At 57.4% G+C, this 26064-nt stretch carries 23 protein-coding genes; 5 read left to right on the forward strand and 18 right to left on the reverse strand.

Going from position 1 to position 26064, the window contains the following annotated elements:
- Positions 1–18: 18 nt before the first annotated feature.
- The 18 genes from NITLEN_RS12760 to NITLEN_RS12835 all read right to left on the reverse strand — a co-directional run bounded on the left by NITLEN_RS12760 (position 19) and on the right by NITLEN_RS12835 (position 21253).
- Complete coding sequence (locus NITLEN_RS12760) at positions 19–1191, reverse strand: cytochrome c family protein (protein WP_245924461.1); 1173 nt, start codon at positions 1189–1191, stop codon at positions 19–21.
- A 216-nt stretch (positions 1192–1407) separates the two neighbouring features.
- Complete coding sequence (locus NITLEN_RS12765; RefSeq protein WP_121990000.1) at positions 1408–3318, reverse strand: cytochrome ubiquinol oxidase subunit I; 1911 nt, start codon at positions 3316–3318, stop codon at positions 1408–1410.
- A gap of 66 nt (positions 3319–3384) precedes the next feature.
- Entirely contained in the window at positions 3385–3507 is a 123-nt protein-coding gene (locus NITLEN_RS18575; RefSeq protein WP_281267816.1) for a hypothetical protein, read from the reverse strand.
- 61 nt (positions 3508–3568) lie between these two features.
- Positions 3569–3691, reverse strand: coding sequence for a hypothetical protein (locus tag NITLEN_RS18580; protein WP_281267817.1), 123 nt, complete (start codon positions 3689–3691; stop codon positions 3569–3571).
- A gap of 176 nt (positions 3692–3867) precedes the next feature.
- On the reverse strand, positions 3868–4815 hold the full coding sequence (locus NITLEN_RS12770; RefSeq protein ID WP_121990001.1) for a formylglycine-generating enzyme family protein: 948 nt from the start codon (positions 4813–4815) through the stop codon (positions 3868–3870).
- A gap of 5 nt (positions 4816–4820) precedes the next feature.
- Positions 4821–5738: a formylglycine-generating enzyme family protein gene (locus tag NITLEN_RS12775; RefSeq protein WP_121990002.1), complete on the reverse strand. Its 918-nt coding sequence runs from the start codon at positions 5736–5738 to the stop codon at positions 4821–4823.
- Between the two features lie 36 nt (positions 5739–5774).
- A complete protein-coding gene (locus NITLEN_RS12780) occupies positions 5775–6173 on the reverse strand; it encodes a hypothetical protein (RefSeq protein WP_121990003.1) in 399 nt (132 codons plus the stop codon).
- 19 nt (positions 6174–6192) lie between these two features.
- Positions 6193–6849 (reverse strand): DUF3047 domain-containing protein, encoded by a 657-nt coding sequence (locus NITLEN_RS12785; protein ID WP_121990004.1) that lies wholly within the window; start codon positions 6847–6849, stop codon positions 6193–6195.
- Between the two features lie 19 nt (positions 6850–6868).
- The gene (locus tag NITLEN_RS12790) at positions 6869–8749 is read right to left on the reverse strand and encodes a cytochrome ubiquinol oxidase subunit I (RefSeq protein ID WP_121990005.1); all 1881 of its coding nucleotides are present in this window, start codon (positions 8747–8749) and stop codon (positions 6869–6871) included.
- 3 nt (positions 8750–8752) lie between these two features.
- On the reverse strand, positions 8753–9832 hold the full coding sequence (locus NITLEN_RS12795) for a hypothetical protein (protein ID WP_121990006.1): 1080 nt from the start codon (positions 9830–9832) through the stop codon (positions 8753–8755).
- A 63-nt stretch (positions 9833–9895) separates the two neighbouring features.
- Positions 9896–10390 carry a PCP reductase family protein gene (locus NITLEN_RS18315; protein WP_219999447.1) on the reverse strand — a complete coding sequence of 165 codons (495 nt, stop codon included), beginning with the start codon at positions 10388–10390 and terminating at the stop codon, positions 9896–9898.
- 4 nt (positions 10391–10394) lie between these two features.
- The gene (locus tag NITLEN_RS12805) at positions 10395–11108 is read right to left on the reverse strand and encodes a DUF420 domain-containing protein (RefSeq protein WP_121990007.1); all 714 of its coding nucleotides are present in this window, start codon (positions 11106–11108) and stop codon (positions 10395–10397) included.
- 7 nt (positions 11109–11115) lie between these two features.
- Positions 11116–12102, reverse strand: coding sequence for a methyltransferase (locus NITLEN_RS12810; RefSeq protein WP_181416849.1), 987 nt, complete (start codon positions 12100–12102; stop codon positions 11116–11118).
- A gap of 168 nt (positions 12103–12270) precedes the next feature.
- Positions 12271–13068 carry a hypothetical protein gene (locus tag NITLEN_RS12815; RefSeq protein WP_121990009.1) on the reverse strand — a complete coding sequence of 266 codons (798 nt, stop codon included), beginning with the start codon at positions 13066–13068 and terminating at the stop codon, positions 12271–12273.
- Positions 13069–13284: 216 nt separating this feature from the next.
- Positions 13285–14667, reverse strand: coding sequence for a HEAT repeat domain-containing protein (locus NITLEN_RS12820; RefSeq protein ID WP_121990010.1), 1383 nt, complete (start codon positions 14665–14667; stop codon positions 13285–13287).
- A gap of 20 nt (positions 14668–14687) precedes the next feature.
- On the reverse strand, positions 14688–15329 hold the full coding sequence (locus NITLEN_RS12825; RefSeq protein ID WP_121990011.1) for a hypothetical protein: 642 nt from the start codon (positions 15327–15329) through the stop codon (positions 14688–14690).
- Positions 15329–16270, reverse strand: coding sequence for a peptidase associated/transthyretin-like domain-containing protein (locus tag NITLEN_RS12830; RefSeq protein ID WP_245924462.1), 942 nt, complete (start codon positions 16268–16270; stop codon positions 15329–15331). The genes NITLEN_RS12825 and NITLEN_RS12830 overlap by 1 nt, the downstream gene beginning before the upstream one ends.
- Positions 16271–16411: 141 nt before the next feature.
- Positions 16412–21253, reverse strand: a complete 4842-nt coding sequence (locus NITLEN_RS12835; protein ID WP_121990012.1) for a multicopper oxidase domain-containing protein — start codon at positions 21251–21253, stop codon at positions 16412–16414.
- Between the two features lie 405 nt (positions 21254–21658).
- Between NITLEN_RS12835 and NITLEN_RS12840 the strand changes: the two genes are divergently transcribed.
- The 5 genes from NITLEN_RS12840 to NITLEN_RS12855 all read left to right on the forward strand — a co-directional run bounded on the left by NITLEN_RS12840 (position 21659) and on the right by NITLEN_RS12855 (position 26063).
- Positions 21659–22738 carry a sensor histidine kinase gene (locus NITLEN_RS12840; RefSeq protein ID WP_121990013.1) on the forward strand — a complete coding sequence of 360 codons (1080 nt, stop codon included), beginning with the start codon at positions 21659–21661 and terminating at the stop codon, positions 22736–22738.
- A complete protein-coding gene (locus NITLEN_RS12845) occupies positions 22735–23370 on the forward strand; it encodes a response regulator (RefSeq protein ID WP_121990014.1) in 636 nt (211 codons plus the stop codon). Before NITLEN_RS12840 ends, NITLEN_RS12845 begins: the two co-directional genes overlap by 4 nt.
- A 128-nt stretch (positions 23371–23498) precedes the next feature.
- Positions 23499–23912 carry a response regulator gene (locus NITLEN_RS12850; protein ID WP_121990015.1) on the forward strand — a complete coding sequence of 138 codons (414 nt, stop codon included), beginning with the start codon at positions 23499–23501 and terminating at the stop codon, positions 23910–23912.
- Between the two features lie 35 nt (positions 23913–23947).
- On the forward strand, positions 23948–24163 hold the full coding sequence (locus NITLEN_RS17900) for a hypothetical protein (RefSeq protein WP_146216180.1): 216 nt from the start codon (positions 23948–23950) through the stop codon (positions 24161–24163).
- A 76-nt stretch (positions 24164–24239) separates the two neighbouring features.
- On the forward strand, positions 24240–26063 hold the full coding sequence (locus tag NITLEN_RS12855; RefSeq protein WP_121990016.1) for an APC family permease: 1824 nt from the start codon (positions 24240–24242) through the stop codon (positions 26061–26063).
- The last annotated feature ends 1 nt before the right edge of the window (position 26064 follow it).

Below are 26064 nucleotides of genomic sequence, written 5' to 3' on the forward strand. Positions count from 1 at the left end.
AAAAGATTCACAGCTCAGTTACGAAATCTTTGGAGGCTCTTTCCCCTCGTAGACTTGCGAGAGATAATCCACAATCTTCTTGAGCGCTCCCGCACTGAGTTTCTGACCAAACACCTTTGGCATCGTATTATCCGGGAATGGCTTCACCACATAGGCACTTGGTGACACAATCGACTCCATGATGTAGTCAGATGTCGATTTCGCTGTTCCCTTATAATCCTTATCCTTGATGCGACTAGGCGCGTTCGTTCCCTCAACCAGCTTGGGGCCGATGGTGCCGTTCGCACCCGGAATTCCGGGGATCGTATGGCAAGAGACGCACTGCGCCTTTGCAAGAATTTGATCAACTGGCTCTGTCCCGTCCGCCATCAACGCACTCGGAGGACCAGACTTCTCTTCTTGCTTTTTAGGCCGATCCGCTTCTGGGATAAACTTCTCATAGGCCTTTGAGATTTCTTCAAAAGATGGAGCATCTCGCCCTTCACGGACAAACAACCAGGTATCGACCGCAACGAGCTCATCAATGCTGAGCGATATCGGTGGCTTGTGAATCGACGGCATCGGACTTTCTTTGTCGTTGGTTCCCTTTACACCGAAACCAGCCACTACATAGCAATTCGGACAGGCGTGCGATTCGGCAATGTACTCAATCGCATTTTCAGCCGTTCCCGAACCAGGGAACGCTTCCTTCTGGGCATAGTCACGACCAGCAGGCTTACCCTTGCTATACTTCGGATCATCGAGTCGCTCTTTACCAGCACGCTCCGGCAAACCGTTCAAATTAGGCGCACGTTCACCCAACATGCCAGCATGGAATGCATGGCAAAGGGGACACTGACCCTTTCCAATGGCACCCTGCTCCTTATTTTTCCCAACGCCGCCGAAGATAATTTTCTCACCCTCATCGGCCAGCTGCTGAGCGGTCATACCACTATACTCAAGCTTTTCTTCCTTCGGAGGGAATCCACCTTCGACCTGCGGCAGCCAGTTTCCGTAACCCGAAAGAAACGCCGCCACAAAAAACATGAGGCCGCCGATTTTCAGCAAGGCCCCAAAGTTCGGGAAATAAACAGCCACCATGAACGCGGCGGCGGTAATCATGACGAGCGACACCGGCATCAGCCGGTTCTCGCCGTAGAAACTGGTCGTGTAGTTCACAATCGCAATGAACAAAAGAAGCGTCGCTGCCATCCCAACAATCGTCTTGAGCGTGGCCCGCTTCTTCGCAACGGGATCACTGATGGAGAATTGAAAATACACTAACAGGCCGGCCAGCAACGCTAGTGCCGGCCACCCCATCTCTAGCGCTTGATTAATCAAATCGCCCACGGTTTTAACCTCCTGCGGCTACACCGGGGGAAGGCACTTGCACAGCCTTCCCCCTGAGCCAGTTGCTCAATAAGATGGTTAGTGGCTGCCAGCCGGTTGTGGCGCACTTCCAGGAACTCCGGCTTTTTCTCCAGCTGGAGCCTTCTTTGCCGCTAGGCTGCCAAGCCAAAACACAAAGAGAATGCTGATCCAGAAGAACAAGACGTTAAAGGAAATCATATTGGCGGCAAACCCGACCGTGTGCGTATAGGCCCAGGGTGAGTTGTCTCGCATGATTTCATTCACGTGCCAGAAGAGGCGGACCGATGAGCGAATGTACCCCATCAATCCCATCATCCAGGTAAAGGCGGTCGCCAACATGATCAGAGCATACTGCGAGCGGGCAGAAATCTTGCCCCACTCGATGGGCCCCATCTGCTTGGCACCCTTCATCATGACGCTGTTTAAGGCAAACATGAAGAAGAGACAGGAGAGCGTGGTTGCCACCTGCGGAACGGATAATCCGACACGGACGTTAGCCGGGATATAGTATCCGTAAATGGCCAATCCGATGATATTGACGTAGGCAAAGAAAAAGAAACATCCCATAAAGATGTTTCCAAACTTCGACCAAGAGACGGTCGAAACTTTATTGCCTCGCATATACCACACGAAACTCAACACCGTGGTGGTAATGATGACGTTGATGCCGCCGTTCTTCGCGGACATAACGCCGTAGTTACCTAGCACCGGATGCTGCTGTCCGCCCATGGCCTTCAACTCCGCAGGAGTCATGACCATCGTATGCGGGGTAATAAAGACCAAGTAACCGCACGCGAGAATGAACACCAGATACTTAATGTAGCGTTGATACTTTTCCGCTCCGCGCATCCGGCCCATCGCCTGCCACAAGTAGTAGTTTGTGCTCAGGAACAAGATGCCGATCATGGTCGCCTGAATAATGAAGAGCCAGGCCAGCAATCCACCCATGAGGGTAATGCCCATCTGCTGACGATACGCATAAACCTCACGCATGAGCCAGTAGCCCGCAAAGGGCAACGGGATCAAAAACGCAACGCCCAACGCCATCGCGATGTAACCCATCCAATCATAGTGGGCGCGATCTTCATCGGTCTTTGAAGCCAGGAACTTATACGCCGCATAAGCCGCGACCACACCGCCACCGAAGGCCATGTTGCCAAGGATTCGATGGAGATTGAGCGGATTCCACAAGGCCGTATGGATAACGTGCCAGATGTTTCCGAGGAACCGCCCCTGCTCATCCACACCGGCTGGCGACATCATGAATCCGATCCACGAATTCGCCAGGAACATGAGCAAGGTCCCGATGATATTCAAGATTACCGACATGCTCAGATGGATCCACTTCAGGAATCCCTCTCGCATCTTGTCCCAGCCATAGTAGTAGATATAGAGAGTGCCGCTCTCCGCCACGAACATCAACGCATAGATGTGCATGACCGGACGGAAAATGCTGGACAGATAACCGAAAAACGCAGGATAGAGAGTGAGGAAGGTGAAGATCAGAATACCGCCGAGCACAGCCGTCAGGGAGTACGCCGTAAGACTGATCTTAATGAAGTCATAGGCGAGCTGATCATACCGCTTCGCCAACGCCTTATCCTTCGTCACGACCCCCATGAATTCGACGACCATACAGAAAATCGGTACGGCAAGCACGAAGCTGCCGTAGTAGAGATGCTGCTGATTCGCGAACCAGAGAAGCACGCGGCTCTCGAAGTTGTACCGCGGATAGTCCCTTGGACCATCGACGGTCTTCGGAGCGGGCGCGCCAGCCACAATACCCTCCGTCTTATAATAGACGTCGCGCCCCTTCTCAACCTTCGCATCATCCTTCTTTTCTGCGTCAGCCGCATCCGCACCGATTGCCAGTGACGGAAGCGACACCACCACAGGAAACAGAAGGAGGCCAACCATTGCGCAGAGCGCCATGATTGAGAACACTTTCTTCCGGGTTACAAGACCCATGGGATACCTCCTTAATGCATTACGAAAAAAATTCATCACAAGCCCTCAAATCCGACGCAGGCCAGCCTACTTGCGGAACATGTACCAGAAGTCCAGGCCCTGCATATCCATCAAGAAATGGTCGACCATCAAGAAAAACCCCACGCAGACCACCACAGAGATAAACCCGTACAAAATATTCTGCCCCATTATCTCCTCCTCATCAGATCGACCATAGATTCAAAACATTCCTGCGCACAGCGGCCCTACCCTAGCAGGGGCACTGAATACCGGCGAACCAATAGAAGAACCACAAACCCACCGCACAAGTGATGTAGAAAATCATCTTGCCGACCTTAACCATCACATCGCTGTCTGCTGTTGCCGTCGCCATCTTGCCTCCCCTTCCATGCTCGAAATAGTGAGTGAAGTCCGCGTATTTCTTGACACCAAAAAACCTGTGTGTTATTCAAAATTCCTTAGCTGGCGGCCATAACAACACAAGGAAACCCATGACAAAAAACTCAAAAATTTTCGACATTATAGTTTTGGCCGGTATGGTTGTCAATATCATTTTGGCCGTGTTTCTGATTCTCTACTACTTTGATTTTCTGTAGGTTTCATGCTGTGATTCGCTGTCTCAGCCCCACCATTTTCCACTGACATTGCGCACCGAAATCCGATCGTTTCATCACGAAAATCAGGGACCATTTTACTTCGACTGGTGAGGCGAAGATCGCCCCCAGTCGTCGTGTACGCCCCCCCTCGCATCGTTCGATACACGCCATACTCCGGGCTCGATGGATTTCGGTCTGATGCGTCTTTGTAATATCCCTCTGCATACCAGTCCTGGACCCACTCCATGACATTTCCAGCCCCGTCCATGACTCCATAGGGACTCACATCCGCCTTAAACGATCCCGCAGGAGCACTGGCTTCGAATCCGTCATTGACGCGCGCCCAGTTGGCTCCATCCGGCTGCTCCATATTGCCCCAAGGCCACAGTCGGCCGTCGGCACCTCGCATCGCCTTTTCCCATTCCGCCTCCGTGGGAAGCCGTCGGCCCTTCCACTGACAGTACGCCACCGCATCGTCCCAGGACACATAGATGGCAGGTTGATTCGGGCCGCGCATCTTGGACACATTTTTGGCATACCGCGACGGCGGCCCAGCCTTTCGGTGACCGGTAGCGGACGCAAACTGCCCATACTGAGAATTGGTCACTTCATAGCGGTCGATTTGAAAGGCATCGAGAAAGATTTCCCTGGGCGGCCCTTCGTCAAGTCCGCCCGCATCCGTCCCACGAAGAAAAGGCCCGGCAGGGATCACGACCATCTCTTCGTCTATCGGCGCTTCGGCTGCTGTAGTTACATCGCCAGGCTGCCCCGAGACCTGGGAGACGGCATCATTCTCTTCAAAAGGAGTCGTGGTCGTCCCACGAAGAATGGCAATGATCGGCATGGCTGCAAACAGCAGCACCACGATAAGGAACACAACCTTGAATCTAGTTTCCAACATGACCGCTACTGACCGGCCGTATCGCCGCTCGGCTCCAAATCGCTCGCGCAACGGATTCCGATCGTGATGTCATTCCGCCAATGCTTGGCCGCAAACCGCTTGGAGAGCCTGGCATTTTGCGCGGTCTCCCTCCAGGATCCCCCGCGCACCACTTTCAGATCGCCCTCATCAGGCCCTTTCGGGTCACGAAACCCGGCCTTTTTATAGTAGTGCTCGTCATACGTATCTGCGACCCATTCGGCAACATTGCCGGTCATATCGTGCAATCCGTAAGGACTCCGCCCGGCCTCAAATGAGCCCGGAGGCGCCAGATACTTGTATCCATCTTCAGGCCCATCTACGTTGGCCACGCTATTTATGAATTTGTCACCCCAGGGATATTTTCGCTGCCCCTCCCCGCGCCCGGCTTTCTCCCACTCAGCCTCTGTCGGCAGTCGTTTACCAGCCCACTTACAATAGGCAACCGCATCGTCCCAGGAGACGCTCATCGCCGCCAATTCAGGCTTTAAGACTTTCGACTGGTCATCCTCAAAGACTTCGATCCTTGGGAATGCGCGTTTGGTCATTTTGGCAAACCGCAGATACTCATCCTGAGTCACTTCGTTTCGATCGATAAAGAACCCTTTCAAAAACACCTGCCGCTCAGGTGCTTCGTCCGGATCTCCATCGTTACTCCCCATCGTAAACGGCCCTGCCGGCACCTGCACCATCTCGCGCCCTTCATCGCCGATTCTCGTCTTGTACATGGAGAAATCATGCGCAACGGGCAGGGACGCCACCGGGCGGGATTCCGTCTGGATGCTCATGGCCAATTCCCGCATCTGCTTGGCCTTATACGACTCATAGACCAGCCCGACGATCAGGAGAATGAACGACCCGAAGACAAAGACGATTGACCCGATCAGCACACCCCTGTTTTCCATACGTCTCCACGCACCCCCAAAAATCCGACATGACCCCTATCGACGGGCATCCTGAGCCACCTCTTCAACGGATGCACCCGCCGCTTCGGCCTTGCGGGCCGCGCGCATATCCAACAGCATCGAAACCTGGACCCCGAGAAATCCCCCCATGGCCGCTCCGGCACCGGCCCCATACGAGATCCGTTCCGGCCCGGCCAACAACCAGGCCAACGCACCACCCAACACCGTTCCCACTAAGATACTGATCAAAAACCTTCGGCCGCCAAGAAAACCCACGACGCCGCCCATGACCAGTCCAATACCAATAGCCGGCGGCATGAATTCACTGCCCATGATGAGACCGATCAGCGTCCCCACGGTCCCCATCACCACCACACCGAATACGATGTCCACGAGCTTTCTGGCGGGAAGGCCTCGGTCCCCAGACTCAGTCATGATAACGGTGCTCCCTCCGTTACTTGGCAGGACTGGCCACCAGCGAGCCGAAATCAATCTCAACCCCGGGCGCGGCAATGATCGAAATGCCCCACGCTTTAGGCGCCGGCTCATGTTGATGTAAGCGCTTGAAGTCCTCATAGACATTCACACGCTCTTCAAACCACTGGCCGACGTCTTTGGTCCCGCTCTGCATGACGATCTCAGACCCGCTGAACATGCCGCCTTCCGTCAGCGTCCCTTCCGGCTTGGTCCCGCTCCAGACATACTTAGTGAACACCGGGATAAACATCAGATCGGTATCAAGGGAAGCATAGATCGCCGCAATTTGATCCGTTCCCGCCGGTGCCTTTAATAAGCGCCAGCGCCAGGTGAGCACCGGATAGGCCTTCGGATCCCAGTCGATCTTTTTCTTCTTGATACGCTGTCCGGCATCTTTGGCCGATAAGAAATTTACGCCGTTTTCCGTCTGTACTTTATAGGCGTCACGCCCTTTGGAATGGCTGCGCTGGTTCTCGTGATCCCAAGACGAAGGAAACCCATCGGCTTCTTTCCCTTGAAAATCTTCCAACACCAAGACTTGGTTCTCCGCATACGCGGACTCCGTGGTGACGGCTCCGACACACAGCGCCACACTCGCCAACGCCACTGCACTCCACACCATCCGACCGTTCATAGAGGTTACAACCCTTTCGTTACGATGAGGCTTCTTGCGAAGACGAGGGAGCCAACGCTGGCGCCTGCTCCTCGAAAAACTCTTCTCCCATCACCGGCTGCTGTCCGCGCTGACACATCCAAAAAAGCGCGAACACCGCCCCCCAAAATACGATCATGTTTAACGTGACCATCTTCGCCGCGAACTCCAGATCCGGAGTAAAGGCCCAGGGAGAGACATCGGCCATCAGCTCGCTGACGTGCCAGGACAGGCGTCCGGACGATCGAATGTAGCCCATCAACCCCATCACCCAGGTGAACGCCGCCGCCAAGCCGAAGAGCCCCACCATGCCACGCACCGAGATCTTTCCCCATTGCACGGGACCATGCACAATCGAGCCCCGCAGCATGAAACGGTTGATCACGACACCCGCCAGGATCACCGTCAATGTCGTAAAGGCCTGCGGCGAAGACAGTCCCACACGAACCTTCGCGGGCAAATAGAATCCGTAGATCGACAGCCAGATCACATTCACGAGACCCACCGTGTACAAGGTTCCAATCAGAAGATTCCCCGTCTTCACCCAGGACACCGTCATCGTTCGATTGGCCCGCCGATAGTAGAGGAAACTGAGCGCCGTGATCAGAATCATCACATTCACCGCGCCGTTCTTCGCCGACATCACCCCGTAGTTCCCGACCACCGGGTGCTGGGCTCCGCCCATCGCTTTCACTTCCGCCCCTGACATCAAAACCGTATGCGGCGTCAACCAGATGAACAGCGCCAGCGTCAGTACGCCGAGCAGAAATTGATAGTAGGACTGGTAGCGCTCCCCGCCCTTGATGCGCGCCATACTCTGCCAGATGTAGTAGTTGATCCCTAAGAGCAGCGCGCCGATCAACAACGCCTGTACGACAAAGAGCCAGGTCAACAACCCGCCCATCATGGTCACGCCCATGCTCTGGCTGAAGGCATACACCGAGCGCATAAGCCAATAGCCTGCGATAGGCATCGGCAGTAACGCGCAAACAGTGACGAACAAAAAGATATAGCCGACCCAATCGTAATAGGCCCGCTCCTCACTGGTTTTGCTGGTGAAAAACCGATAGCACGCATAGGCCAGCACCACCGCGCCGCCCGACATAATGTCCGCGAGGAATCGGTGAACGTTGAGGGGATTCCAGAGAGCGGAGTGGAGCAAGTGCCAGACGTTCCCGAGAAACCGACCCTGCGCATCGACACCGGCTGGCGCCATCATAAACGCCGACCAGGCGTTTGCCAGCAACAACAATGATGTGCCGAAGATATTCGTCAGGATGCCGATCGCGGCATGGATCCACTTCAGCCCGGGTTCCGCCATCCGATTCCAGCTGTAGTAATAGACGATCAGCAGCAACGCCTCTCCGACAAACACGATGGCATACGCCGGCATAAACGACTTGAACGTCCCGCCCATATACTTCATGAACGACGGGTAGAAGTAAATGAACATGGACAGCATGAGGCTTCCGACCACCGCGGTCACCGAGAGCGCCAGCAACGCGACCTTCGCCAAGTCTCTGGCCAAGCCGTCATAGCGCAGCGACAAGGCCGGCTTCTTCGTGATCAGCCCGGCAAACTCCAGCAAGGCACAAAACAACGGCAGCGCGAGGACGAATCCGCCGAAGTAGGTATGCTGCTGCGTCACGAACCAGACCAAGAGCCGGCTATCGAATGAACCGATCCGTGAATAGACGGTCTCATGAGGTCCCGGAGCCGGCGGACCCTGTGGCGTCCCCTCTGTGCCAAAGTACAAATCCGCGGTGCCCTCGGCGAACGACAGACTCGGTCCATTCCCGATCACGGGCACGAGCGCGGCCAGAATCGTGACACACACCACCACTGCGATCATGGAACCGGTCATCCAGCTGCGACGACGCATACGCTACCCCTTTGATCCTGTCTTGCTTAAGGCCATGTCGCCGGCCAGTCCGTTCATGCTGCCGGACGCAGGGGCCGACTTGCCAAGAATCCCCATGACGAAAGGACAGCGCAGCATTCCACTCGACAGCTGCGGCGCCTGCTCATCTTCAACTTGCCGGCGATGGCCCAGGTAATATCCATACAGCGTCATGATCGCCGTGACCAACGCACCACCCACCACGGCCTGCCCCGTTGCCATGCCCGGCTGTCCGCCGACAAACAACACCAATCCCATCACGACCAAATAGTACGTAGACGCGAACGCCATCCCGGGCCACCACCAATATTTCAGCAACTCAGTCGGCGCCGTCCGCTTGAGCGTCTCCATCCATGAGGCGGAAGGGCGCAAGCCACCAAAATACGCACAGAGTGCAAGCCCCCCGCCGAGAATCGTGATCCCTAGCAACTGCGCCAGTGCCGCCATCTGCCCGTCGGCGATCACATGCCCCGACAATCCCATCAACCCGCCGACACCGAGACCAACGAGTCCCCACGGCCCCACCTCAGACAGCCGGCTCCGAACCAACGTACGGAGGGCTGTTCCATCAGGAAAGGTGAGAAACGGGCGTCCCTGGACCGCGAGCTTTCGCACATGACCGATCTCAAACGCATCGCGGGCCACCGCCGTGCTGGAAATAATAATCGCCATCATGGCCGGGCCATCGGGATGCTGCAGATAGCTGTAGCCCACGATCCACAACAATGCGAGCACCAGAAGCGAGAGCTGAACGCCGTACACGGCGCCGATCCATCCGGCCAGCCAAGCCAAGAGTCTGACCCCATCTTCTCGCGCGATCACCGTCCAGGAAGCTGCTCGTCCAACCCGATAGGCCAAGAGTGCGGTGATCATCGCCACCATACTGCTCACCGCCAGCAACACCAACGGCTCCGTCAACGGCACGACATGCTTCGCGAACCGATAGACCCCGAAGGCGACTAACCCCGGCACAAACATGACGAGGCGCTTCTGTTTGCGCACGGGATCTTCCGTCACCGCCAGACTCAGACTCGGAAGCACCCGCAATGCCATTCGATGCAACATACTGGTCTCGTCAACCCCGCCACGTGAAGCGTGAAAAAACAGCGCGACGGTTCAATTGACCGTTCACGATTTCTGCGCCGCCATCCCGAAATACTTCGCCTTGAGTTCTTCCATCAGCGCGACGGTGATCCTGGTCTGTCCGCGATCAGCCGCCGTTCGTTCCAGCTCGACTTTGGCCATTGCGCGGACGGGAGCCGGCACCCGATCCAGACGCCGTTCCGCCTCGGCATCCCACTCGATGCGTTCACCGGTGCGCGGACGGAGCAGCACATCGTACGTCACCACGCGTTCACCGCGCGTCCGCAGATCCTGCTCGACCTCACCCCGAAACAGCGGCGCCAAATACGGCGGCATGCGTTCAAGCCGATGCAACGCGTCATCCGTCCACGTCAGACGGTCGACCAATCCATGCATCTGTCCGGCCGGAACATCCACGCCGACCTTGAGCCCGCAGCCGCGACATTCCGATCGAATGAACCACTGCAGCGCCCCGTCGTCATAGGCTCGCTCTTCAATACCCTCGGTATGCATCCAGCGCCCACAGCCACAGGTCAACATCGAGCTATCCGATTTTCCCGGGATACAGAATGTAGAGCATCGTGTACGTAAAGGTGCCGGTGGCAAATAGGATGCAATAGATGACCATCGTGAATCGGCCCAGCGCGCGATGCCGACGGCCGCCATCCGGCCAAATACGTTGAATCGTGATCTCTATCGCCAGCACAATCCCAACCAGCAACAGCAGCCCGAGATACACCTCCAGCTTCCGCATGGAAAAGCCGGCGGTCGCGACGCGAGAAAAAAACAGTCCGAGCACGACGACCGTGACCACACCAAAGATCACGCCCACTTTCTTCCAGGTTGTGACCAGCAGCGACTCGCGCAGCGACCGGACGCCGCTGATCACCTGCTGCGAGCGAAATCCCAACACGATCATATAGACCGCCATCACCAATCCGATAATGACGAGAATGATGTGGAGCGTGAGCACCGGAATAAACACGTAGTCGTACAGCGCTTGGGAGCCCCCGAACCCTTCCTTGCCCTCAACCGCCAAAACCCCAAGCTGCCGAAACAAGTAGTAGGCAATGAAAAAACTGAGCATGGAGATCATCCCGCCCAGCATCAGCCAATGATGGGCATCGGCCTTGCGCTGTTTCGCCTGAATCCATCCCACGATAAACAGACCGGTAAAGAGTGTGGCCATGAACTGGCTCAAGTCCGCACCGATCGTGGCATGCGTCCCAAGAAATCCAGGATCTTTGAGCCAGTCCATCACGCGCTTACCTTGTACCTTTCAGGCCCTGTACCACGGCGGTTTTCTCCAGCTCCGTGGCCGAGGCAAACCCCGCTGCGGTCATCCATTGAATAGCGTCACCCGTCTTGTAGCAGCCACCCTGCTGCGTATTGACCAGGATATGAACCGCAAAAGCCGTCGTCCAGGCAGGTCCGGTTCCCGCCTCGTCCAAAAATCGATCTTTAATGATCAAGCGCCCCCCTGGGGCCAGATGCGCCAGGACTTTCTTGACCAACGCCGCATTCGTCTCGTAGGTCTGGTAGTGCAAAATGTCGGACATCAGCACGACGTCATAAGGACCGCCGAGGTTGTCCGTATTGAAGTTTCCAGGGTGCAGCGCAATCCGCGAATCGAGACCGGCTTCCTTTATCGTCTTCTCCGTCAGACGCAGCGTCGCAGGGAGATCGAAGACAGTGGCCGTGAGTTCGGGATAGACCTGACAAAAGGCGATCGCATTCGTTCCCGCACCGCCTCCTAAGTCCAGCATGCGCACCGGCCCGGTCAGACTCAGCCGCCTGGCAAAATCTGGCCCGCTCTGCTGTCCGATCCGGTGAAGCACAGCAAGCACATTGGTGCCCAGCTCGGGATCCGTCTCAAAAACATGCCGATCGACGGCCCGCTGCCCGGTTCGAATGGTCTGCTCTAACTTTCCCCAATTCTCCCATTCTGCATCGTGCAACAGGAGCAAGTGCCCGATATATTGAGGAGAATGTTTCACGAGATGCGTGTCTGCTGCCGCAGAATTACTGTAGGCTTCGCCTTCTTTGCTCAGCAATCGCATGGCGACAAGTGCGTTTAACAACAGCGTCAGGGTCGGCTCATGGGCGCCGAGACGGCCGGCGATGTCCTGAGCTGTTCTCCGCTTCCCGTCGAGAGCGGAAAAGAGGTCCAGGCGCACGCCTGTCAGGAGAATTTTCGTCTCCCAGTAGTATCCGAGTTGAAAGATTTCGGCGAGCGAGAGTTCTCGTGACACACCAATCCCCTTGACGCATGCTGATTCAGAAGATTGGCATCTTACCCAGTTCAGAAACTGAAAGGCAAGGCGACTCAACCGAGGGAAAACTCAGCAGAAACACAAAGGGCAGCGGATTGCTCCGCTGCCCTTTACGGACGGGTCACCCCGCCACATACGAAAACCAGCTTACTTGATTTCAGCCTTGAGATCGGCCTTCCCGCCTTCGGGAACCTCTACCTCAAACTCCACTCTCTTGCCCTTGGCGGCAAACGGATGCCAGGCCACCACTTTGTGCTTGCCGGCTGGAACATCCTTGAGCTCGAACGTGCCGTCATCTTTCACCACGGCATAGTGTGCATTCGTCACCGGGAGGAAGAACGACTGCATGAACTCATGCTGGTCGCACTGTAACCGATAGAATCCTTCCTTCTCGGCGCCGCCGCGGAAGGTCACCGGCTTCTCCATCTTGTCGCCCTTCTTCGCCAAACCGATGTTGAAACCGGTTGCGGAGCTGGAACCCTTCACGACAAAGCTATGCGGATTGTGAAGGACGCCCAGAGTCGACTTGGGGTCATCCGGATCGGCATCGGTGTTCTCAACTCTGAAGTTCTTGTTGTTCACGACGACACCAGAGAACGGGAGGAACTCACAGAAGGCCGCAGTCACGTCAGTTCCTGCATACCCATCCATGAATGCCTTGTCTTCGATATCGACCACCGCCACAACCGCACCCTTCAGACCGCCATCCTTGCCCACATCGATGGTCTTCAGGAAGCGCTTATCGCCATCCATCAAGCTCTTGTTCGGGTTCTTCGGGCAGAACTTGGGGTTCGGGAACTTGGCGAAGGAGAATTCCTTCTGCTCAGCTTTCCCGGCATAGGTCACTTTCCCGGCAATGGTTCCGCCTGCATTGGCCAAAAGCGGGGCTGCCACAAACGCCACCGCGGCCGCACCAAACACAACTGATAACGCACCCTTCTTCATGAGACTGCCTCCTTGTGATGAACTAACTGCCTGATTTCTCACTTGTGATTTCCTTCCGCCAATCCACCGGCCTGGTGAGAGGAATGGAAGGAATCACTTCCTCTCCGATGTACTCGATCGCTATCACGCTGGCGAGGCTGATCGTGGATCGAGTATGTATATAAAAGTCTACCGTACCCTGTCAATCCTAAGCAAGAGGCGAGTATCCACTCCTCACTATGGGTTCGATTGCAACAGGTGCAAGAGTCCTCCTGCCGCCGTCGCCCGAACGGCCTCATTGGTATCGTGCATCCCCTCCATCATCAGAGGAATCACCTCACGATCTCCAATATGGCCCAGCGACCGCAGGGCAACGATCTTGGGGCCGGGCAATGAGTCCGCCGTCAGGCCGCTCAAAAATATGACGGCGGCCTTGGCATTTGACTTGGTCGCCTTCCCAAGCGCAAAGGCAATCGAGGCACGGGAGGCCGTATCGCTTTGCTGCGCCAGCGCTCTAGCCGTCTCAGCGACCATCTCAAACGATTGCCCGAGTTGGAGCAGGGACGCCACCGCCGCCGCCCGCACCGTGACCTGTCCATCTCCTAACAACTGTTTGATAGCCGGAACAGACTCGACCGCGCCTAACTCAGCCAGGCTCGACACGGCGGATTCTCGTACCGCCGGGATAGGATCCTTCAATAACACTTCAATCTTCTCGCGGGCCTCTTTCCGTCCAAGCTGTCCCAATCCTCTGGCCGCAGTCCCCCGTACGGAAGGCTGGGCATAGGTCAAGAGTTCCATCATGAGAGGCGCGCCACGCTGATCTTTCAGATCGGCGATCGCCCGCATGGCATCGGTCCGATCGTCTGGATTCGCCGCATCGGCGACCTTCCGCAACTCGTCCCAGGCCTCTTTTTTCCCTAACCTGATCAGCGCCGCATAGGCAGCAATGCGCACCGGAGAGAGTTCGTCCTTCGCTGCAGCCTCAATGAGAGGCAATACAGACGAATCCCCGGAACGGCCAAGCACCTTAACGACGCGCGCCTTGACCAGCCCAGCCTGGTCCTCAATCGCCCCGCGCAACTTCTTCGACTTCCGCCCGGCTTCCGAACGACCCAGCCCTTCGACCGCCAATACACGCACGGGGCCGGACCCATCGCTTAATCCATCCTCGAACAGGGGCACGGCGTCACGGGAGTCGATTTCCTTCAATGCTGTGTAGGCCGCTCCGCGCATTTGCTCGCGCATATCCTTCACGAGCACTACGATCAATCCAAGCGCCACCTCACGAAGCACCGGCTCATCGTCGCGCTTGAGAGACTGGGCCAGCAGATCATACTCATCTAGCGCTTCTTTCGGCTTGCCTAGATTGATCAAGGATCGGATTTTGAGCCGCCGGACATCGGGGGCAGCAGCTTTGTCCTTATCGAGCTTCGCCAGTTCATCGAGCACCTGCTGATAGGCTTTCTTCTCAAAGGCCGCCTGGGCTTCTTTGGGAACGGCCGATGCCCCGGCCATCAGCATAGACGGCATAGACAGATTGAGCCATGCGAGCGCGCACAGAAGTCCAACGACTGCCACAACACCCTGTTTAGGTTTAGTTCGAACCATTTGCGTCATCAAAGTTCCTTGTCGCCCTGCTACCCCTGCACCCTGGGTCCTGCGGGGCTCGCCCGTTTTTTATACCCAGGGGGCTCATCAAAATAGTAATCCGGCTGGGGGGAGAGTCGAATCCGCTCGTACTCCACGGACCAGTCTCGATCGCGACTCACCAGTTTCAACACGATCCCGGCTTCCACATCAACCCATTCAAAAAACCGTTCAATCCGGCCATGGCGATCCGTCTGCACCTCGAATAATTGCGCAGGCCGGCCGACCGCCGTCGCATCACCGATTAAGACCCGCTCTTTCTCGCCTGGCAAGGTGGGCCGAACCGGCAACACATCGTCCACATCGATCGGCGTGACCAGCAACTCTTTCCGCTGTGCGAGAAGATACCAGGTTTCAGCCTTATCCAAGCGAATAATCTCAATCGCGGCATACCCATAGTCGGTCTTCAACGCATATTTATACTCCAAACGAATACGGTCACCCTTCGCAAACACTTGCGCCTGATGTCGCCGGCCTTCGACTTGTTTGATGAGAGTCCCGGAAAATTCGGCGGCCGGTACGGTCGATGCCCCGCCCCGGGCCGAGTTGACGACAATGCCTGACAGAACCAAGAACGCGAGACACACAAGCCCGGCTCGCGCCCTCAGACGAGGAAGGACTGAAGATCCCATCAATGCTGATGTTCCACTAGCGGCTGGATGTCGATCGAATGACCCAATGACTCCGGGCCGAAACGAGGATTGTCCATCACCTTGTAGGCAGACCGATTTCCTTTGGGAGCCTGCAATGAGAGCTGCTCCTTCACTGTGCCGTCTGCCTGAACCGTGACCATCTTCGTCAGGCCTGGACCGGTCTGTGGATGCCACACCACCAACTGATAGGTTCCCGGGGGAATGTTGTCGATCTTGAAGGCCCCGGTGCTATCGGTCAGCGCGTAGTAGGGGTTATTGACCGCCATCGCCCAACTTTCCATGTACGCATGGAAGCCGCACTGCATGTAAAAGGTTCGGCGTCCCTTGTTCAGATAGACAGGCCCGACCAGCGACTTGCCCGGCGCGTGATTGTGAATGGCATGAATGTCGCCGCGATGATGTTGATGATTCATGACCAACGGGGTATTGAACAATGTTCTGGCACCGGCCTCCGGAGACGTTTCATAGCCCTGAATATCGTGCATCACCGGATCCATGTTAATGACTTCCACGGCATGCCCGTTCCGGACGATCGTCATAAACGGTTGAAACATGCAGTCACGGGCTTCGATCAACGGTACGGAGGTCTCAAACGACTTCCCTGCCTCGACCCCCTCCAACAACACGATGGCGTCCTTCAGTCCGGCGTCCTGACTCACGACAAAATCGCGCAATAATCTCCAGCCTCGACCGTTTGAAATCCGTCCGCAATAGGCAGGATCTGGGAAGGTAATGAGGTTGAACCCCTTGGGATCAGGAACCGTCCCTTCCAGCCTGACGACGCCTTCGACCGTTCCACCGTGCGCCACCTCAATGACATCATACGCAACGGCTGCCCCCGCCCCCATCCCGATGACGAGGAACGAGATCACTGCCAGCGCCCTCGCACGCACCCGCTTCAGTCTTGTATGACTCTTCACAGTCCATCCCTCCATGCCGAAGCCCATAGTCCAGATGCGCCATCGTATCAAATGGCCGTGAGAAAGAAAAAGGGGGAAGCCTCGTGGCTTCCCCCTTCCATCTTATCCTTTATCCCTACTGGACGTAGGGGAAAAAGATGCTTACTTCGCAGCGACCGGAATCACCTGCATCGGCTGTCCAGCCGACGCACTCTTCATCCCGGCGCCAGTCCCGTGCAGCGGCAACAACCGCTGATCACCGGCCGGCAAGACCCGCACATACCCCCACTGGCCGGACTGTGAATACGGCAACCGCTGGTTGCTGTACACATAGTCACCGGGCGAACGATACGGTCCGCCTGCCGAGGGGATAAAGGCATCAATCGTCTCTGAACCGGAGAACTCAACGACGCTGATCAGGTCGGCGCCGCGCATGAACGGCTCGATCGGCCACTCATGCTTCTCCACGCTGAACATCCCGTTCTGTTCGTTGCTCACACCCAGGATGTGAATCCGGACAGGATCGCCCGCGTGCGCCTCGATCAGAGGCGTCGCCGGATCCTCAGGCTTGTCGGCTTTGCAAGGCTGGAACACCTTGCCCAGCGAACACCCCTGCTCTTCCCGGAACTTGTAGGGTTCTGACCGATAATTTACACCGGTCAAACCAGCCACATTCTGCACATAGGGCATGAAGCTCGTGCCGATGATGTTGTCTTCGTCTTGGAAGAACAACGCCACGTCACGATAGTTCGGCCGATTCTCCATCCCAGGCAACGAGTGATCCAGAATCACATCGGCCGCCCAGGCATTCTTGGTCGTGAGATCGGCACCGGTCTTCGGATCGCGATACTTCGCACCCTTCGGGCCCACCACAATGGCGCCGAACAGCCCGTTGCGCGGATTGGTCATCACGTTCCCCCAATCCCACACCAACGAAGTCGTTTCACCATTGAAGGGATCCGCATAGTACGTATAGGTGCGCTCGGCGCCAGGAGCGATCGTCTGATCGCCAGCGTTGTTGCCGATATTGGCACCCATCGATTCCTTCGGATCGAACGCCAACCCGATGGCCGAGAAGGACGCCTTGCTCTCCTTCATCTTGTTCTTCAGGTTGACCTTGACACAATCCCCGACGTTGACACGAAGCGTCAGCGGCATGGGCTGAGCCCCGCTGGCCACCTTGGCAGTATCTTCCTCCAAGGCATAGATCTTCGCTTCTGGATTGGTCATGAGGATCTTCCGCTCGAAGTCCACTTCGATGGTCTCAGGGGCCTTCGCGTTGAACTTCATGGACGGATAATCCAAGGCCACCACATTGAATGACTTCACCGGAGCATCAGCCGGGCAAACCGGCAAGGCTTTCGGGATTTCATTCTTGGTCGAGAAGCCAGACGTCAGCTTCTTCAAATCGGCCTGTTCCTTGTCATAGACACGAATAATACCCCAGCCGCCTTCAGAGAACTTGGAAGACCGGCCGTTGAAGTGGATATAGTCGCCAGCCTGGAAACGCGATCCACCGGCTTGCGGCACCACGAGGTCGTAGCGCTCGGCAATACCAATATGAATCGAATTTTTCCGATTGGCGTCACCCGCATAACGTTCCGTCAAGAACGTGTGGCCGGACAGGGTCCAGACCATCGACTCGTTCATGAGGGTATGGAGGAGACGGAACACCATGGTGTCTCCCACATAAGCCCGCAGGGTCGGCGTATACGGATCGCCGTGGATGCTGCTATTGAAGATCTGCGACGAATCCGGATTGGTCGCCAACCGCTGCGCGATTGGGCCGGCCCGGAAATTCAAACCGCTCCCGGTGGTATGCGTTCCACCATTCAAGAACGGCATCGGCGTCATGTAGATCTTTTCCGGCATCATGAACGACACGGTCTTTCCTGCCTCGAGCGCCACTTCGATCGGCTGCCCTGGAGGATTGCCTGCGGTCACAATATTGACGGTGTGCGGCACGGTGTCATGCACCTGCACCATCAATTCGCGGAAGCTGTTGTTCACGCCATGACCCACCGGCTCAACGGTCCGGATGTCGGCAATGGGGCCGCTCCGCACTTCTTTGCCGGTCTTCGGATCATGATAGGTCGAACCAACCGGCTCGGCGATGAACGTGCCGAACCCGCCGTGCGGCCAGGTGGTCGCACCGAACGCATGGTCGTGCCAGAACACGGTCCCCACGTCCGCATCGACCCAGAACCGCTGCCGAACGAACTCGACCGTGATGATGTCGTTCGCCGGGTGGTCGTTCTTCAAGCCCTTCGCCAAGACAATCGTGTTGCCATTGATCGCCTTGATACGGGAGATTTCGTTGCCCTTCACGTTATCGGCACCAACGAGAATCAGGGTGCCGACGTGATACTGCTTCGCGTTTCTCACTGCGATGCTGGTGGCACCCTTCTTGGCCGCCGCCGTCAACGCGGTGTTCATTGGGGCCGGGAGGCCCTTCTTGTTCTTCTTTTCCAGCATCGTAAACGGCCGGACCGACTGCTCATAAGAGAAGCCGGTGATCACGCCGTCCGAAGCCTGGTTGTCGAACTGCAAGAAATGCCAGTGCGTGTTGATCTTCGACGCCTGGAAGTTCGTGTAGTCGTCGTCGTCCCACTCACTGGTCAGCGTCCAATCCAGGCAATCATAGATGTTGCCGCGGACCACCAACGGATACTTCAGATCGTCGTTGGCGCGGATCGCTGCTTCTTCTTCATGGAGCACATAGATCAAGCCGTTCGGATCGATGACCGCCGGCTCTTTTCCCTGCGCCTTCGCAATCTTGATCGGCATCTTCACAAAGTGCACGTTGTAGCTCTTCCGTCCGGCATTCTCCGGACAGAGACTCCACACGCCGTTCTCACCGGGAAGCGCCTGATCGACGCTCTCTTCACCGTTGGCATCCCGGCGGATCATTTCCAGCCAGGGCGCTCCGACGTGGTTTGGCGAGAACATCACGCGCCGACCGAAGTGCGGCGTGAGATGCGGCCAGGCCACCTTCCCGGTCATCGGCTCGAACATGATCGGGTGCCGCTTGCCCGGATGCGTGGACTTGTACTTGGGATTGTCGATCTCGCTTTCCTTTTCGCTCATCGCCACGTTGCCGTTCCACGTCCAATCGAGGACGGTGGCATCGTAGGACTGCGTCTGACCCTTTTCGTCATCCTTATGACCGGGCTTGCCCATCGTGGGCATCTGCATGGCCACCCAATCTTTAATGTTGATGACGGCTGGGTTGCCTTTCCAGTTGCTCTTGCCCTTATCGGTAATCGTGAACTGCTTACCGAACCAGTCCACGGTCTGACCGACCAGCTTGTCGGACGCGATCGGGGTCTTGATGCGGCCCTTGCGATCCGGCAACTCACGGAGGTCCGGCATCACGTCGTTTCGCAGATCACCCTGTTGAATCGTGTTGTACACGCGCCAGTAGCCCCACATGCCTGCGACATAGTGGTGCGCCACGTGACAATGGAAGAGGAAGTCGCCGGCCAGCTGCTGGCAGAGACCGGAACCGCACTCGGTTTCCAGGTCGAGGGCTTCTGACGGCCCAATGACTTCCACGTCGACACGGTCGGTCTTGGCACGAATGACCGGATACTTGACCGGGCCATTGGTGCTGGTCGCCCAGAGGTTCATGTCATCGATCGCCCGCGGGCTGCGCGGCCACCGAATCGTGCCTCCGTGCGGATGGTGGCTGTGGAACACTTCCGATCCGCCGTGAACCAAACGAAACTTCGCCGGATCTCCGATGTAGGAGCGGGGAATCGTCGGCGACGGATCGCCGAAGGTATAGGAGCTGTAGCCCATCGACTCGTCTTCAAAGCCGAAGTACTCATGCTGCACATGCATGTTATTGATGCCGAACGGCTCGCTGCGATAGTTGATCGCGCGGCCACCCGGGCGATACGCGTCCGTCAACGGATCGCGCTGCGGGAGGAAGTCGCCCTTCTTATTCAAGGGACGGAACGCTTCATCGCCGACTTCGTGGTAGTACAGCACGAACTCACGGAAGTCCGGGCCCGTACCATTCTTGATCATGACCTGCCAGCCGCTGCTGGCCGGAGTCGCGTCACCGCTGCCGAGCGCTTCCCAATAGGAAGATCCGCGGGGTTCCACGACGAAGGAACCGAACATGCCCATCACGGTCAGCTCACGGTCGTTGCTGAACGTATGGAACTGCCGGACGCCTTCCTGGGTGTTCGGGTGGATATACCACTCGTAGTCACCGCTCTTGTCCTTGGCAACAATCGTATCCGAGTTGGTCGTGGTGGCCGCGGCGCCCGTGGCGCTCACCACCATGGAAGACCCATGGATATGAAGGCTGACTTCCTCGCCGCCTTCCAGCTTATTGCTCAACTTAATCTTGACGCAATCGCCCTGGTTGGCGCGGATGGTCAGCGGTTGAATCCACTGGGCTTGCACGCCGGGGATGATCGCTCCGGGATCGAATCCTTCCTTGTCGCGCGCGGCCTTATTCGTCGCTTCTTCCGCGCGGACCTTGTCGAGATTCTCATCCAGCACGTACATGTAGCCGGGATAAAAGTCGAGCCACTGATTCAGCGTGATCTCGACGTTGATCGCGGACACGTTGTACTGCTTCACCGGGGCGGTTGCGGGGCACTTGCCGCCGCCCACCATCGCCACCGGCTCAATGCGGGGATCGGACACCAACAACATGTCCTGCCCACCCGCACCGTATTGGTGCATCATGGACTGGGTGTTGTACATCCCGGTGTTGACGCCCTGAACCTGCGGATCATGGGTCATGTGCTCCATGATGCGCTGATGCTGCTGCTCGACCATCGCCGACCGCTCGCCCTTTCCGGACATCGCATCTTCGACGATCGTCTGACCCTTGAGTTGCTCCGCCCAGGCGGGGAGCTGGTGATTCATCGCCACATGGGACGATGCGCTCTCAGCGGATGCGAGCGGTGCCCATAACAGGGCAACTGCCGCCATCGCGCCGAGCATGCGGGTAGGCACGCAAACCCGTGATGTGTGAAAGAACATGGACCGGCCTCCTTGGTATGATGAACGACACAAACCCAAACACAGGAAACGAAATGCAAATGACGCTGTGTATATAAGCCCTTCGTGACCTGGAACGACACGAGGGTCCTGGAGCCTTTTCAAAGAAACCGAACGATACTGAACTCACGATTCTCTGTCAACCCCCTTGGACAGTTCGGCAAGCACAGTGGGGCTGATTGCCTCAGTCGTCAGCCAACTATCATCTTCACTCTCCTCCACCGGTCACAATCCGCCCTATTTTTTGCCACTCCCACCCGCCTCCGAAGCCAATCCATCTCCACCCCGCTCGCGCCCCCACTTGCCGTTCCACTCGTCCCCCTCACATAATGCGCCGGACTCGCGGACCTCTGCGCGTCCTAACCCTGACAGAACCGGCAGGATGTCATGACACCTCAACCGACGCTGCTGCTCATCCTTCTCATTGGGGCCGGTCTTGCGCTCTTTGGCCTCGATCTCTTACTGCCGTTGGGCATCGCCAACGCCGTGCTCTATGCAGGCGTGGTATTCCTTGCCGCCCTCAGCCCCTCACTTCGCGTTCCCCTGTTCACCGCCGCAGGATGCTCGATCCTCACCATCGTCGGCGCCTGGTTCGGCCCATCGATTCCCGGCGTTCCTCTCTGGGTCGCCCTGTCGAACCGGACGCTCAGCCTGATGACGATCTGGGCGCCGATCCTGTTTCTCCTGCAACGCCGGCAAACGGAAGTTCTCTTGCGCCGCCTGAACGAATCGCTGGAAACGCGCGTCCAAGCCCGCACGGCTGAAATTGCGGCGAAAGAACTGGCGCTGCGCCAGACACAGGAAGAACTGCGCGCCCTGACCAGCCGCCTGCTGACCGTGCAGGATGAAGAACGGCGGCGTATCGCACACGATCTGCACGACGACATCAATCAGCGGCTCGCGATGCTGGCCCTCGGGCTTCGCGCGCTGGAACAGCCCGAACTGGCGCAGCCTGAATCAGCGCGCGCGACCCTGGCTCAAAGCCAGGAGGATATCCTCCTGCTTTCGGAAGAGGTCCGCCGCATGGCCTATCGCTTTCATCCCTCGATCCTGGATGATCTGGGCCTCGGCGCCGCGCTCAAGCGCTTGCTCGATGATTTCACCCATCGAACAAGGACCAAAACATTGCTCGTCAATCCTCCATCCGACACTGTGCCGCCCAAAGCGATCGCCACGACCATCTACCGGATCGTTCAGGAATGTCTCTCGAACATCACCCGCCACGCCAAGGCGACACGCGTGGAAGTGGAACTATTCATTAGCGAGCGAGAGCTCGACCTCACCGTGCGCGACAACGGCGTCGGCTTCGAGGTCGATGCCGCCCAACACGAACGGCAAGGCCTTGGCCTCTTCAACCTACGCGAACGGGCGCTGGCATTGTGCGGAACATCTCGCGTACAGTCTCAACCTGGGCACGGCACGGAGATTCACGTGCATCTCCCGTTGTCTGAGCCTCCACCTGCATGAAAAAACCGACCGTCATTCTCGCCGACGACCACACCTTGGTACTCGAAGGCTTTCGCCGCCTGCTCGAAGCCCACTGCGAACTCCTAGCGACCGCCGGAGACGGACAGGCCCTCTTGCAAGCGGTGGCGCAACACCGCCCCGATATCGTCATCCTGGACATTTCCATGCCAGTGATGAACGGCATGGAAGCAGCCCGTGCGCTGAGAACCAAGTATCCCGCGTTGAAACTGGTGTTTGTGACGATGCACGCGGATCCCGCGTACATTCGCGCGGCGTTTCAGGCCGGGGCCTCCGGCTATATCCTCAAGCAATCACTGGGCGACGAGTTACCCCAGGCCCTTCACACCGTCCTGCAAGGGCAGATCTACATCACCCCGCTGATCGCCAAAGATGTGGTCGATGGGCTGCTGCACAGCGATACGCAGCCGCTCGTTGAACTCACCGCCCGACAGCAGGAAGTCTTGCAGCTCATTGTGGATGGGCTTTCAGCGAAAGATATCGCCGTGAAACTAAGCATTTCGCATCGGACCGTCGAGTTCCACAAGGCCCAGCTGATGCAACAGCTGAATCTCCATAGCACCGTTGAGCTGATTAAATTTGCCCTGACGAACGGGTTGGTTCGCCTGACATAGCCCAATCGCTAGACCAGCCTTCCCGGTAACTTTTCCCCGGCCTCCTGGTAGTCTTACGAGTGCATTCCCTCTGCGTCCCCTCTATAGTGCGGCCTCTGCGTCAGGCTGAAACTGAGGGAGCCGAGATCATGACACCAACCACTCGCCCTGCTCTGATTATCGGCGATTCATCACGCGCCATGCTGGCCCTCACCGAAGCCATGGTGGATAGCACGTTTGACGTCATGGCCAGCGTGATGGACAGCGAATCGCTCGTGCTGGCGGCACAACATTACCAGCCGGCTCTGGCCCTCCTCGACTTCACCCCCTCATTCGGAGACGCCTTAGCCGCCAGCCGGCAGCTCTCCCAGGAACTCCCGGCAACCAAGATCGTCTTCTTTTCAACCCATGACGACGCCGCCTATGCAACGGCGGCATTCGAAGCGGGGGCCTCCGGCTTTCTGGTCAAACAACGAACCAGTGACCTGCCCAACCTGCTGACGCGAATTTTGCGCGGCGAACGCATACAACACCCCGCGACACTCCCCCTATCGCGCCGGTAGTGGCCGCGAGCACGACGAGAGCACACAAACCCATCATGCCTGATAGCACCCCTCGAATTATCCCGATGTGTGAGCTCTGCCGGCGAGTGTATGACCACGGGACAGACTCCGGCCACACCAGCGTCTGGACCCATCTCCAGGCCTACGTGACTCGCCACCGCCTCCACGCCAAACAGGTTGCGTTTTCTCCGTCCTATTGCATCGACTGCAAAAACGGCTACACCCTCGCGGCCACCTACGGCCAACACTAGCTCTCGTCGGCGCGGCTGACAGTACCTCTACAGGCCCATCTTTTCCTTCCTCCGCCCGGTTGTGCGATAATGCGCGATGCTTTTGAAACGTTGGCTCGTCGGTGACCCCCTGAAAACTGCGCAAGCAGCGCACGAACGGCTCTCGAAAACGCTGGCTCTGGCCATCTTCTCTTCAAATGCGATCTCCTCGGTGGCCTACGCCACGGAGGAAATTCTCCTCGTCCTGATTCTGGCCGGCTCCGCCGCCGTCTCCTGGTCGATTCCCGTGAGCATCGCCATTTTGATTTTGACCCTGATTCTGACGATTTCCTATCGCCAGATCATCTACGAATACCCTGCGGGGGGCGGCGCCTATATCGTGGCCCGGTCGAATCTCGGCGAACTCCCGGCTCTGATCGCGGCCGGCGCGCTCATGATCGACTACATTTTGACGGTGGCGGTCAGCGTAGCTGCGGGAATCGCGGCCCTGACCTCCGCTGTCCCCGTACTCTTCCCCCACCGGGAAGCGCTGGGATTGACCGCGATCCTCTTCATCATCGTTATGAATCTCCGCGGCGTACGCGAGTCCGGAAAGTTCTTCGCGGTTCCAACCTATTTTGCCATCGGCGCCCTCGGACTGATGGTCATCCTTGGGACAATCCAATCTCTGATCGGACCAGGCGCCGTGCCCGTGGCGCCTCCAATCACGGCCGGCCAAGACGGCCTGGATGGGGTGACGCTGTTTCTGGTCCTGCGCGCCTTTGCCGCAGGCTGTTCGGCGGTGACTGGAATGGAAGTGATCTCAAACGGCGTGCAAGCGTTCCGCGAGCCGGAATCCAAGAACGCCGCGACGACGATGATCTGGATGTCCACCATCCTCGCCGCACTCTTCATGGGTATCAGCTGGATGGCCTACCACTACGGCATTCTCGCCAAGGCAGATGAAACGGTCGTCTCACAATTGGCCCGTCTCACATTTGGCTCCGGCGCCATCTACTATGCAGTCCAGATCAGCACCATGCTGCTCCTCGTCCTGGCGGCCAACAGCGCTTTTGCGGGGTTTCCACACCTGTCGTCGATTCTCGCCAGGGATGGGTATATGCCGCACCAGATGGCCAGCTTCGGCGATCGACTCGTGTTTTCCAACGGCATTTTCATCCTCGGGTTTTTCGCCTGCCTGCTGTTGGTCATCTTCCATGGCGATACCCATGCGCTGATCCCGCTCTATGCCATCGGCGTCTTTGTCTCATTCACCCTGTCGCAAGCCGGCATGGTCAAACGCTGGCTGGTCAAGCGGGGCCTGCATTGGCGCAAAAAGCTCGTGGTCAACGGGATCGGCGCGATCACGACCGGCGTGGCAACCGTCATCATTGCCACCACGAAGTTTATGCAAGGCGCATGGATCGTGTTCTTGCTCGTCGCGATCCTCATCATGATGTTCCGGGGGATTCGATCGCACTACAAAGCCGTCGCCGAACAAGTGTCGCTCACCCGAGACACACGCCCGCCGCGACCCCGCCGCAATCTCGTGATTATGCCGATCGGAGGAGTCAATCGCTCGGTGGTCCGCGCCGTGGACTACGCGCGCAGCCGGGGCGGCGAGATTCGCGCTATCCTGGTCGATGTCGACAAAGAAGAAACCGCGCTCGTTGAAATTAAGTGGGCCCAGTGGGGCTGCGGCGTGCCGCTCGTCGTTCTGCCGTCCCCCTACCGTTCCATTCTCGGGTCGATCCTTGACTACATTGAGGACCTCCAGCAGAAAGATCCCGACTGCTGGATCACCGTCGTGATCCCGGAGATTTTGCCGGCTCGCTGGTGGCAGAATATTCTCCACAATCAACGGGCGCTCCTCTTGAAAGGCGCACTGCTCTTCAAAGATCGCGTCGTGTTGACCGATGTGCCTTACCACCTGACGAGGTAGC

This window comes from Nitrospira lenta, from assembly GCF_900403705.1.
Taxonomy (GTDB): domain Bacteria; phylum Nitrospirota; class Nitrospiria; order Nitrospirales; family Nitrospiraceae; genus Nitrospira_D; species Nitrospira_D lenta.

What these genes read in the sequence shown, in the direction of transcription:
- NITLEN_RS12775 (WP_121990002.1), bottom strand. Translation starts at nt 5,738, where the DNA reads ATGGAAAACAGGGGTGTGCTGATCGGGTCAATCGTCTTTGTCTTCGGG.
- NITLEN_RS18580 (WP_281267817.1), bottom strand. Translation starts at nt 3,691, where the DNA reads ATGGCGACGGCAACAGCAGACAGCGATGTGATGGTTAAGGTCGGCAAG.
- NITLEN_RS12855 (WP_121990016.1), top strand. Translation starts at nt 24,240, where the DNA reads ATGCTTTTGAAACGTTGGCTCGTCGGTGACCCCCTGAAAACTGCGCAA.
- NITLEN_RS12760 (WP_245924461.1), bottom strand. Translation starts at nt 1,191, where the DNA reads ATGGCAGCGACGCTTCTTTTGTTCATTGCGATTGTGAACTACACGACC.
- NITLEN_RS18315 (WP_219999447.1), bottom strand. Translation starts at nt 10,390, where the DNA reads ATGTTGACCTGTGGCTGTGGGCGCTGGATGCATACCGAGGGTATTGAA.
- NITLEN_RS12765 (WP_121990000.1), bottom strand. Translation starts at nt 3,318, where the DNA reads ATGGGTCTTGTAACCCGGAAGAAAGTGTTCTCAATCATGGCGCTCTGC.
- NITLEN_RS12795 (WP_121990006.1), bottom strand. Translation starts at nt 9,832, where the DNA reads ATGTTGCATCGAATGGCATTGCGGGTGCTTCCGAGTCTGAGTCTGGCG.
- NITLEN_RS12840 (WP_121990013.1), top strand. Translation starts at nt 21,659, where the DNA reads ATGACACCTCAACCGACGCTGCTGCTCATCCTTCTCATTGGGGCCGGT.
- NITLEN_RS12780 (WP_121990003.1), bottom strand. Translation starts at nt 6,173, where the DNA reads ATGACTGAGTCTGGGGACCGAGGCCTTCCCGCCAGAAAGCTCGTGGAC.
- NITLEN_RS12835 (WP_121990012.1), bottom strand. Translation starts at nt 21,253, where the DNA reads ATGTTCTTTCACACATCACGGGTTTGCGTGCCTACCCGCATGCTCGGC.
- NITLEN_RS12815 (WP_121990009.1), bottom strand. Translation starts at nt 13,068, where the DNA reads ATGAAGAAGGGTGCGTTATCAGTTGTGTTTGGTGCGGCCGCGGTGGCG.
- NITLEN_RS18575 (WP_281267816.1), bottom strand. Translation starts at nt 3,507, where the DNA reads ATGGGGCAGAATATTTTGTACGGGTTTATCTCTGTGGTGGTCTGCGTG.
- NITLEN_RS12790 (WP_121990005.1), bottom strand. Translation starts at nt 8,749, where the DNA reads ATGCGTCGTCGCAGCTGGATGACCGGTTCCATGATCGCAGTGGTGGTG.
- NITLEN_RS12845 (WP_121990014.1), top strand. Translation starts at nt 22,735, where the DNA reads ATGAAAAAACCGACCGTCATTCTCGCCGACGACCACACCTTGGTACTC.
- NITLEN_RS12825 (WP_121990011.1), bottom strand. Translation starts at nt 15,329, where the DNA reads ATGGGATCTTCAGTCCTTCCTCGTCTGAGGGCGCGAGCCGGGCTTGTG.
- NITLEN_RS12820 (WP_121990010.1), bottom strand. Translation starts at nt 14,667, where the DNA reads ATGACGCAAATGGTTCGAACTAAACCTAAACAGGGTGTTGTGGCAGTC.
- NITLEN_RS12785 (WP_121990004.1), bottom strand. Translation starts at nt 6,849, where the DNA reads ATGAACGGTCGGATGGTGTGGAGTGCAGTGGCGTTGGCGAGTGTGGCG.
- NITLEN_RS12770 (WP_121990001.1), bottom strand. Translation starts at nt 4,815, where the DNA reads ATGTTGGAAACTAGATTCAAGGTTGTGTTCCTTATCGTGGTGCTGCTG.
- NITLEN_RS12805 (WP_121990007.1), bottom strand. Translation starts at nt 11,108, where the DNA reads ATGGACTGGCTCAAAGATCCTGGATTTCTTGGGACGCATGCCACGATC.
- NITLEN_RS17900 (WP_146216180.1), top strand. Translation starts at nt 23,948, where the DNA reads ATGCCTGATAGCACCCCTCGAATTATCCCGATGTGTGAGCTCTGCCGG.
- NITLEN_RS12850 (WP_121990015.1), top strand. Translation starts at nt 23,499, where the DNA reads ATGACACCAACCACTCGCCCTGCTCTGATTATCGGCGATTCATCACGC.